Origin of the sequence: Nocardiopsis sp. RV163 (assembly GCF_001029525.1) — a bacterium.
Classification (GTDB): Bacteria; Actinomycetota; Actinomycetes; order Streptosporangiales; family Streptosporangiaceae; genus Nocardiopsis; species Nocardiopsis dassonvillei.
Genome location: NZ_LEKI01000206.1, coordinates 1 through 8,106 on the forward strand (window position 1 = coordinate 1; position 8,106 = coordinate 8,106).

Below are 8,106 nucleotides of genomic sequence, written 5' to 3' on the forward strand. Positions count from 1 at the left end.
GATGGGCACTGCTGCTCCTCTGTGCGAATCCAGACGGCGGTGTCCGGAAGGAGTGGGGGGTGGGGAGCGCTCCCATTGCACCGGAAGCTAACACGAAAAACGTTTTTACGGTAGCCGTGCGACTACGTTCGGGAAGGGGCTGGGTTCCCGAGGGCAGAGGGGCGGGGAACCCGCGCGGTCTTCGGCCCCTGATGGAGGACCCGTACCGAGTCTGGGCACGAGAGGGGCCGGGTACCACGAAGCCCCGGAAGCGGTGGTGCTTACGGGGCTCGACGCTGTGGGGATGCGGGAAGGGAGGACGGTCTCAGGAGGTGGTGCCCGGCGCCTTCAGCGAGGAGACGAAGGGGCGCCACTCCGCAGAGGGGAAGGCCAGGTGGCCCAGCTCAGGCTGCTTGGAGTCACGCATACCGTGCTCTCCTGAACCGAAGTGAGCAGCTTCCACGCACTCCCCACTAGCCGTGGAGTAACTGCTCTTGTACCACTGCTCTCTCAAGTTTCACCTCAGTGTGCGCTACGCAGACCAGTCTTGGTCTTGGCGTCTCCGTATGCTTCCATGCGCAGCCTATCGAGCACACGAAGATGCTCCTCGACCTCAGAGGGATCGTCCTGGAAGAGGACACTCCTGCGTTGTTCGGTGTGCACGACACTGAGTACCCCGACTTCGAGGACAGTGAACGAGCCCATCTCCATAGCAGCGTGAGCCCCGACCTCGTAGGGCAAGAGCTGAACGGTGACGTGCGGTTGATCCATCAAAGCGATGACGTGGTCAAGCTGGGCCCGCATGACCTCAGCCCCGCCAACCATGCGATGAATGGCGGCTTCGTCGATGATGGCCCAGGTCTGCGGACGGTTGCCCATCCAGACCCGCTGCCGCTCCCCACGAACCTGAATCCGACGGTCCACCTCTTCTTGGCTGATCGCAACTCCACTACCCGCGATCAAAGCTCTCTGGTAGTCCTCCGTCTGGAACAGGCCAGGAATGTGGATGGCGTCGTAGCGCTGAATCTTCCGGGCGTCACTCTCCAAGCCGATGTAGGTGCCATAGCCACCCTTGATGCCGTAGCGCTGCCACCACCCAGACTCGCGCGCACGTTCGCGCAACTCCAGATAGCGTCCGAGCTCGTTTTTCGGGACCTCGTAGTACTCCAGCAGCGCATGGAGGTCCCGGCGTCGCGGGATCGCCCCGCTGGGGTCCTCCCATCGGGTGATACTGCTCGGGGCCACGTCGATGGCCTTGGCCACGCGATCGCGCGGCCTCTCTCCTCGCAGCTTCCCTAGCTCCTGGGCCAACTGCCAGCGCCCCACCGTTGGACTCTTCATGCCGAGAGCGTAGCGGACGCCCTCATCTTCCATCAGCTTTTTTCGATATGCACCTTGCACATGAGCTAGACGTGATGAACTATGGCTGTACGACAGCGGTGTGCACCTCGGTGATCACCGATTGCGACCCCTGAGGCATGAAAACGGCCCTGCCTGGACGTTGCACCGTCCGGACAGGGCCTGAGCCCACAACCTGAGAGACCAGGCGAGGACCTTGGACAACCGTAGTACTCCCATGCCCGAACCCCCTCGGCGGCCCGAGCTTCGGCGCTATCTCGGGCGCTTCCCCGGCGCGCTGTCCGCCGTCGGGGACGCGCGCGACTGGCTGTCACGGCGTCTGGAGCTGACACGGATACCCGATTCCCCAGCCCAGGACGCCCTCCTGATCCTGAGCGAGCTCGCCACGAACGCTCTGCTGCACTCCCCCGCCGGAGCACGCGGCGGGGCGTTCCTCGTCTCGCTGTTCACCTCGGCTCGCTGCCTCCGCGTCTCCGTCCGCGGCCGCGACGACACCCGCGTTCCCGCTCTCCGGGCGGTTCCGGCCGATCCCGAATCCGAGCACGGGCGCGGCCTCTTCCTCGTCAACGCCCTGGCCGACACCTGGGGTGTCGAACGCACCCCGCACGGACCGGCGGTCTTCTTCACCCTGGGCTGGACTCCGGAGGAGCCGGACCAGCCGCCGGGCTCCGTCCGGCCGCCCAGGCAGCGGACCGCACAGCCGCGGACACCGCAGCGGCCGCCTGTGGTTCCGGCGCCCCGAACGGCCCCGCGAAACCAGGACGGGTGGTGAACCGTGCCCGGCTACGGCATCCACCCCAGCCCGGAGATCCGTCGCCTGCGCCGCGACTTCCCCGACCACCTCATCTGCGAACTCCACGACGAGTCGGGGCGCCCGATCCTCGTCGCCACGCTGGTTCGCCGGCGCTGCCCCTGCCCGGCCGATCTGGTCACCGCCGACGACCCGACCGCGCTGCGCCGGGCCCTGTCTCTGCCTCCGCAGCGGAAGAGCGCCCCGTGACCGCCGTGGCAGAGGCACCTCGAACGGAGGCCTCCCCCAAGCGGCCCGGCCCCGTCGCCCGTCCGGAACCCGGACGCGGTTCCAGCCCTCCAGGGCCCAGGCCCGGCCCGGGCGGTGCCCCCCGATGCGGGCTGTCGGCGCTGCGCCGCCACGGCTGGACGGTCTGGTTCGGCCGGTACACCCGCCAGTACTGGGCCGCGCACACGGGTCACATGCGGCTGGTCTGCGCCGACAGTCCCGAGGAGCTGATCCGCTCGGTCACCGCCGTCACAGCAGCACCGGGCACCTCGCCCTTCCCCGGGTTCCGCCGGAGCCCCTGAGCCTCGGGGGCGCTGCGACCGGCCGCCGGTCGCGGCGCCCCGCCAGCCACACCGCTGCGAAGGAACGGAGAACCATGAACACCGCAGGGTTGTATGCGCTCGTGCCCGATGAGAGCTCTGAGAAAGGAGTGGAAAAGGGGCAGAGAAGGGACCGGGACCGAGCGGACCGGAAACGGCCAGAATCCCTGTGGCGCATGGCACGCGTGCTAGTTTCGGCGTCCCCTGAAGGTCCCTCGCAAAGCCCGAACGGAGATCCATGGAACTGGAACTGCTCGCCAAGGACCCCGCGTCCGGAGGCAAGGGCTGTCCCTCCGTCTACCTCAGCGACACCGGAGAGTTCGTCGTCCAGGGCCCCGCTCTGGCACCGGAAGACTGGGCGAAGGTGGAGAACCCCCTGCCCGGGGAAACCGCGGTCCGCATCTCCCCCGAGGTCGTTCTCGCCGCCGTCGAACTCCACCGCCGGAGACAGGGCTAAGCTCCTCAGGCGCCGGGTTGCACAGCATCTGGAGGACCCGGCGCCTTCGTCTCCTGGAATGAGCGGTACAGACCTCCCCGGTTTCCAGTGGAGCGGCCGAGCGGCTGCTCGACCGGCCGGACGCGGCACTGAGCGACCTGGTACGCGAACTGGCCGCCGAGGATTCCCGTCTGGACGCCCTCGCCGAGGAGGACGAGTTGAGTGATCTGCGCGCCGTGATGACGGCTTCCTACCAGGCCCTGGACGAGGGCACCGCCCGCTTCTTCCGGCGCCTGGGCCTGCACCCGGGGCCGGAGTTCTCCCCCGGAGCCGCCGCCGCGCTCACCGACACCCCGCAGGCAAAGGCCCGGAGGCTCCTGGACCGCCTCGTCCGGGCGAACCTCGTGGAGCGCCCGCGCGAGGACCGCTACCGCCTGCACGACCTGGTCCGCCTGTACGCGGTCGAGCGGGTCCGCGCTGAGGAGGGACCGGAGGCGCCGAGCGAGGCCGTCGGGAGGGTGGCCCGGTGGTACACGCACGCCGCCGCCCGGGCCCAGCGCGTGGAGCACCCCAACTTCCCGGTCGTCCCCGGGCGGGAACAGGATCACCAGTTGCCCGAGTTCGACTCCGTACAGGACGCGCTGACCTGGTTCGAGACCGAGCGCGCGAACCTCGTGGCCGTGGTGCGGGCCGCCTTGGACCACGGCCACCGCGACACCGCCTGGCGACTGCCGGCGAGCGTGTACGGGCTGTTCGAGCTGCACCGGCACTGGCACGAGTGGCGCGACCTCCACGCGGTCGGCCTACGGGCGGCCGAGAGCGCGGGCACCGCCTTCGGACTCGCCCGCAACCACCTGGGCATGGGCGACGCCCATTGGCTGCTGGACGATCCCGGCTCGGCCGTGCGGCACTACGAGTCCGCGCTGGAGGCCAACCGGGAGGCCGGTGACCCGTGGGTGGAGGGGTTCGCGCTGCGCCAACTGGGAGTGTTGGCCTGGCAGCGCGGCGAGCGCGACGGAACCGCCTCCGCGCACGTGGAGCGGGCCATCGCGGTCTTCCGTGAGGCGGGCGAGCCTCGCGGCGCGGCGATGGGGCTGCTCAGCCTGGCCGACTTCGGCGTGGACCTGGGCCGTTGGGACGAGGCCCTCCACCACAGCCGGGCGGCGATCGAGGCCTTCGAGGCCATCGGCGCCGACTGGAGCGTGGCGTGGGCGCACTGCACCCTGGGCCGAAGCCTCACCGGTTCGGGGCGGGCGGATGAAGCGGTGGCCGCGTACCGTCGGGCCCTGCGCGTCTTCGAGGAGCGCGACGACCGGGACAGCCGGGCGGTCGCCCTGCTGGGCCTGGGCGACGCCCGAGCCGAACTGGGCGACGCCGCTGCGGCCCGGGAGGCGTGGAACGCGGCCCTGGAGTACCTGCGCGACCACGACGACCCGCGCGCGAACGAGGCGGAGGAACGCCTGGGCCGCCTGGCCGCCGACGGCTGAGGACCGCGCGCGGGGAAGCCGCTCCGATGTCCGGCAGGGCGGTCCGGTCCCGGGCGGAGGCGTCCGCCCGGGACCGGACCGCCGGATCAGCGCTCCACGTGGGCCGCGAGGTTGGCCAGGGACGAGGCGAGGGCCCCCTCGTGGACGGTGTGGTCGATACCCCGGGGCACGTCGGCGGCCTCGACGGTGACCAGGGTGCCCTCCGGGCCCGCCGTGAGGGTCCAGGTCATCGTCATCGTCCCGGCGAAGTCGGGGTCCTCCGACTCGAAGTCGATCCGCTGCACGACCCGCTCCCCGGGCACCAGTTCGGCGAAGGCCACCTCGGTGACGTCCTCCGTCTCCGAGCTCTTGCCGCGCCCCTCCTGAGGGTCGGGGTAGGTCAGCACCATGCGGTACCCGCCCCCGGGCCCGGGCTCGAAGCGGTCGATCCGGCCGGTCATGCCCTCCGGCGGCAACCAGGCCGCGAGTGCGTCCGGTTCGGTCATCGCCGCGTAGACCGCCGCCGCGGAGGCGCGGACGACCCTGCTGCCACGGTCGACTCGCCTCGGTGTCCCGGCCATGTCCGCCCCTCCTCCAACCAGCGCTTTCGTACACGGGCAACCTAACCGACACCGGCGACAGACCGCGTGCGCGCGGTCAGAGGGGGCGGCGGCCCTGGACCGAGTAGATCGCGCAGGAGGTGGCCCTGAAGGACGGGTCCGCCAGGAGCGCGCGCACCTCGGCGAGGCGCTCGTCGGTCATCCCCTCGCGCACGAAGGCGTCGCGCAGGTGGCGGGTGTGGTGCGCGATCAGGTGCACGCCGGGGGAGTCGGCGTCCCACAGCTCCAGCCGGGGCCGGGGGTCGATGTCCACCAGGCCCGCGCCGCGCATCGCCTCGGCGGCGTTGCGGCCCCAGGCCGGGTCGGCCCCGGCGCGGACCATCAGCCTGGTCTTGGCCTCCTGGAACTCCTCGTAGAGCTTCTGGGACCCGGCGTCGGGCATGAGCAGCGCCGGGCCGTAGGTGATGTCGAACTCGTCGAGCTGGAGCACGCCGCCGGGCTTGAGCGCGCGCACCAGGCGGTCCAGGACCGCGATCCGCTCCGGGATGTGCAACAGGACCAGCCGGGAGTGGATGAGGTCGAAGGCGGCCTCGGGCAGCGGGTCGCGGACCACGTCGTGTTGGAGCACCTCCAGGCCCTCGGCGGCGGGGACGCGCTCGGGCTTGATGTCGGTGGCCAGCACGCTCCCGCCCGGGGAGACCCGGTCGGCCAGCCAGAGCGCGACGCTGCCGCCCCCGGCTCCCACCTCCAGGCAGTCCCACCCCGGCCCGACACCGGTCCGCTCCAGGCGTTCGGTGGTCACGGGGTCGTAGGCGGCGGCCAGGAAGCGGTGCTGGTCGAAGGCGTGCTCGCTGTGGTTGTCGAAGACGTAGCGCTGGTCCTCGGCGGCGTCGGTCACCGGTACCTCCTCGGGGGTCGGTCGGATCGTCGGGGCCGGTCGGGTCGGTACGGCCGTTCGGGCTACGGGCTCTGACGGGGCGCGACCGCCCTCGGCCGCGGCCCGGCCCGGCGGTCGGCGCGCGCCGACGGCTTCGGCCGCGACGCGGGCCAGGGTGGCCGTGCACACCTTCCCGGTCGGGCCGATCGGCAGTTCGGGCAGCACGACCACGTGCTCGGGCAGCGCGCGCACGTCCAGGCCGCGTTCGTCGCGCAGGAAGGCGATGAGCTCCTTCGCGGAGGGCGCGGCGGCCCCCTCCTCGGGGGACACGCAGGCGCACACGCGCTCGCCCAGGTCGGGGTCGGGTACGGGGACGCAGTGGGCCTCCGCGAGGGCGGGGTGGGCGCCGAGTTCGCGCTCCACCTCGGCCGGGTAGATGTTGACGCCGCCCCGGATCACCGTCCGTCGCAGGCGGTCCACCACCCGCAGCGCGCCGTCGGGGTCCAGGCGGCCCAGGTCGCCGGTGCGCACCCACCCGCCCGGGGCCCGCCGCTCGGCGTCCAGCTCGGGCGCGGCGACGCGGCACAGCGGTGTCATCGGTCCCAGGGCCCAGATCTCGCCGGTCTCCCCCCGCGGAACCGGGCGCCCCCGGGGGTCGCGGATGCTCACCTCGGCCACGTCGGGGGCGGGGTCTCCGGCCAGGCCCGGTTCCCACGCCTCCGGGCGGCGGGCGGTGTGGCAGTTGACCCCGTCGGTGGAGCCGTAGACGTTGACCACGGGCCGCCCGAAGCGGGCGGCGCAGGCGTCGCGGACCTCCCGGTGCAGCGGGGCGCCGCTGGCCACCACCGCGCGCAGGGACGAGGTGTCGGCCCGTTCGGGCAGCGCGGCGATCCGCCGCAGCATGGTGGGCACGCCGATCAGGTGGGTGGGGCGGTGCAGCTCTATCGCGCGCAGCGCGGCGGCCGGGTCGAAGCGGGGCAGGACCACCAGGGTCGCGCCGAGTCCGGCCAGGGTCACCGGCACCCCGCAGGAGCCGAAGGAGGAGGCCAGCGACACCAGGACCAGGTTGCGCATGGGGCCGGGTCCGGTGTGCAGCGCCGCCACGTAGTTGGCCCGGCCGCCCGCCATGGCGTTGTGGCTGTAGGCGACCATGCCGGGTTCGCCCTCGGAACCGGAGGAGACCAGGATCCGGGCCGGGGCCTCGGGGTCGGGGCGGGCGGGAAGCCAGTCCCCCGGCTCCCCGGTGTCGGACCGGTCCAGGCTGCGCGTCCCGGGGCGGGCCGGTCCGAACGCCCACGTCCGGCGCAGGGTCGGCGGCGGGTCCGCGCGGCGGATCTGCCGGGCGCGCTCCGGGGTGGTGACGAGGTCCGCCGCCCGGGAGCGTGCAAGCAGGCTGCGCACGTCGGCCGGGGGCCGGCCGTCGGGTACGGGCAGCGCGACCGCGCCGACGGCGGCGACGGCGAGTTCGGCCACGACGGCCTCGCGCCCGTTGGGCAGCAGGAGGGCGACGATGTCGCGCTCCCCCGTTCCCCCGGCGGCCAGCGCGGCGGCGGCGCGGCGCACGGCGGCGTCCAGCCCGGCGTAGTCGAGCGTGCCGCGGCCGTCGACGACGGCGTCGCGTCCGGGGTGGGCGAGCGCGTGCCCGTGGAAGAGGCCGTACAGGTCCCGGCCCGGGCACCAGCCGCGCCCGGTCCACCGCGCGCGCAGGTCGGCCGGGACCAGGTCGCGCAGTTCCAGGCCGTTGGAGGAGGTCCAGGTCATCGGTCCTCCACGGGTGGGTGGTCGGCCGGGGCGCCGCCGGGGGGCGTTGACGGTGCGGCCCGCGGGGCCTCCGCGCCGGTGGTCCCGGCACCGGCGGCGCCCCGGGATCCCCGGTCGGCGGCGGTGAGGCCGGGAGCGGGGTCGTGGCGGAGGGGCTCGATCCGGCGAGCGGCGCCCTCCCGTGAGCCCGTCTCGGCGCTCGGGGCGTCGGCGGCGGGCGCGAAGCTCCACGGGGCCCGGACGCAGGACGCGCCGCCGACCGTGTCGAAGGCCGCCGCGAACGCCGGTGCCGCGGCCATCTGCGCCAGGTCCCCGACGGGGACCTGGCGC

The 8,106-nt window shown here is 72.9% G+C and carries 9 protein-coding genes and 1 pseudogene; 5 read left to right on the forward strand and 5 right to left on the reverse strand.

Features of this window, described 5'->3' with window-relative positions; translation table 11 throughout:
* Positions 1-304 precede the first annotated feature (304 nt).
* Positions 305-493, reverse strand: a complete 189-nt coding sequence (locus ABD54_RS23935) for a DUF397 domain-containing protein (protein ID WP_047871795.1) — start codon at positions 491-493, stop codon at positions 305-307.
* 8 nt (positions 494-501) lie between these two features.
* Complete coding sequence (locus tag ABD54_RS23940) at positions 502-1,353, reverse strand: helix-turn-helix transcriptional regulator (RefSeq protein WP_235432176.1); 852 nt, start codon at positions 1,351-1,353, stop codon at positions 502-504.
* Between the two features lie 202 nt (positions 1,354-1,555).
* Here ABD54_RS23940 and ABD54_RS23945 point away from each other — a divergent pair, with 202 nt between their 5' ends.
* The 5 genes from ABD54_RS23945 (at position 1,556) to ABD54_RS23960 (ending at position 4,599) form a co-directional block, all read left to right on the forward strand.
* A complete protein-coding gene (locus tag ABD54_RS23945) occupies positions 1,556-2,110 on the forward strand; it encodes an ATP-binding protein (protein WP_047871796.1) in 555 nt (184 codons plus the stop codon).
* A gap of 3 nt (positions 2,111-2,113) precedes the next feature.
* Positions 2,114-2,338, forward strand: coding sequence for a hypothetical protein (locus ABD54_RS23950; RefSeq protein ID WP_047871797.1), 225 nt, complete (start codon positions 2,114-2,116; stop codon positions 2,336-2,338).
* Entirely contained in the window at positions 2,335-2,658 is a 324-nt protein-coding gene (locus ABD54_RS28145; RefSeq protein WP_152692084.1) for a hypothetical protein, read from the forward strand. Before ABD54_RS23950 ends, ABD54_RS28145 begins: the two co-directional genes overlap by 4 nt.
* A gap of 256 nt (positions 2,659-2,914) precedes the next feature.
* Complete coding sequence (locus ABD54_RS23955; RefSeq protein WP_047871798.1) at positions 2,915-3,133, forward strand: hypothetical protein; 219 nt, start codon at positions 2,915-2,917, stop codon at positions 3,131-3,133.
* A gap of 197 nt (positions 3,134-3,330) precedes the next feature.
* Positions 3,331-4,599 carry a tetratricopeptide repeat protein gene (locus ABD54_RS23960; protein ID WP_047871799.1) on the forward strand — a complete coding sequence of 423 codons (1,269 nt, stop codon included), beginning with the start codon at positions 3,331-3,333 and terminating at the stop codon, positions 4,597-4,599.
* Between the two features lie 86 nt (positions 4,600-4,685).
* On the opposite strand, the gene ABD54_RS23965 is transcribed toward ABD54_RS23960, so the two are convergent.
* The 3 genes and pseudogenes from ABD54_RS23965 to ABD54_RS28400 all read right to left on the reverse strand — a co-directional run.
* Positions 4,686-5,159: an SRPBCC domain-containing protein gene (locus ABD54_RS23965; protein ID WP_082166967.1), complete on the reverse strand. Its 474-nt coding sequence runs from the start codon at positions 5,157-5,159 to the stop codon at positions 4,686-4,688.
* Between the two features lie 76 nt (positions 5,160-5,235).
* Positions 5,236-7,776, reverse strand: coding sequence for an AMP-binding protein (locus ABD54_RS23970; RefSeq protein ID WP_047871800.1), 2,541 nt, complete (start codon positions 7,774-7,776; stop codon positions 5,236-5,238).
* Positions 7,773-8,106, reverse strand: a pseudogene (locus ABD54_RS28400) (carnitine dehydratase); the annotation flags it as partial. The pseudogene ABD54_RS28400 and the gene ABD54_RS23970, both read right to left, overlap by 4 nt.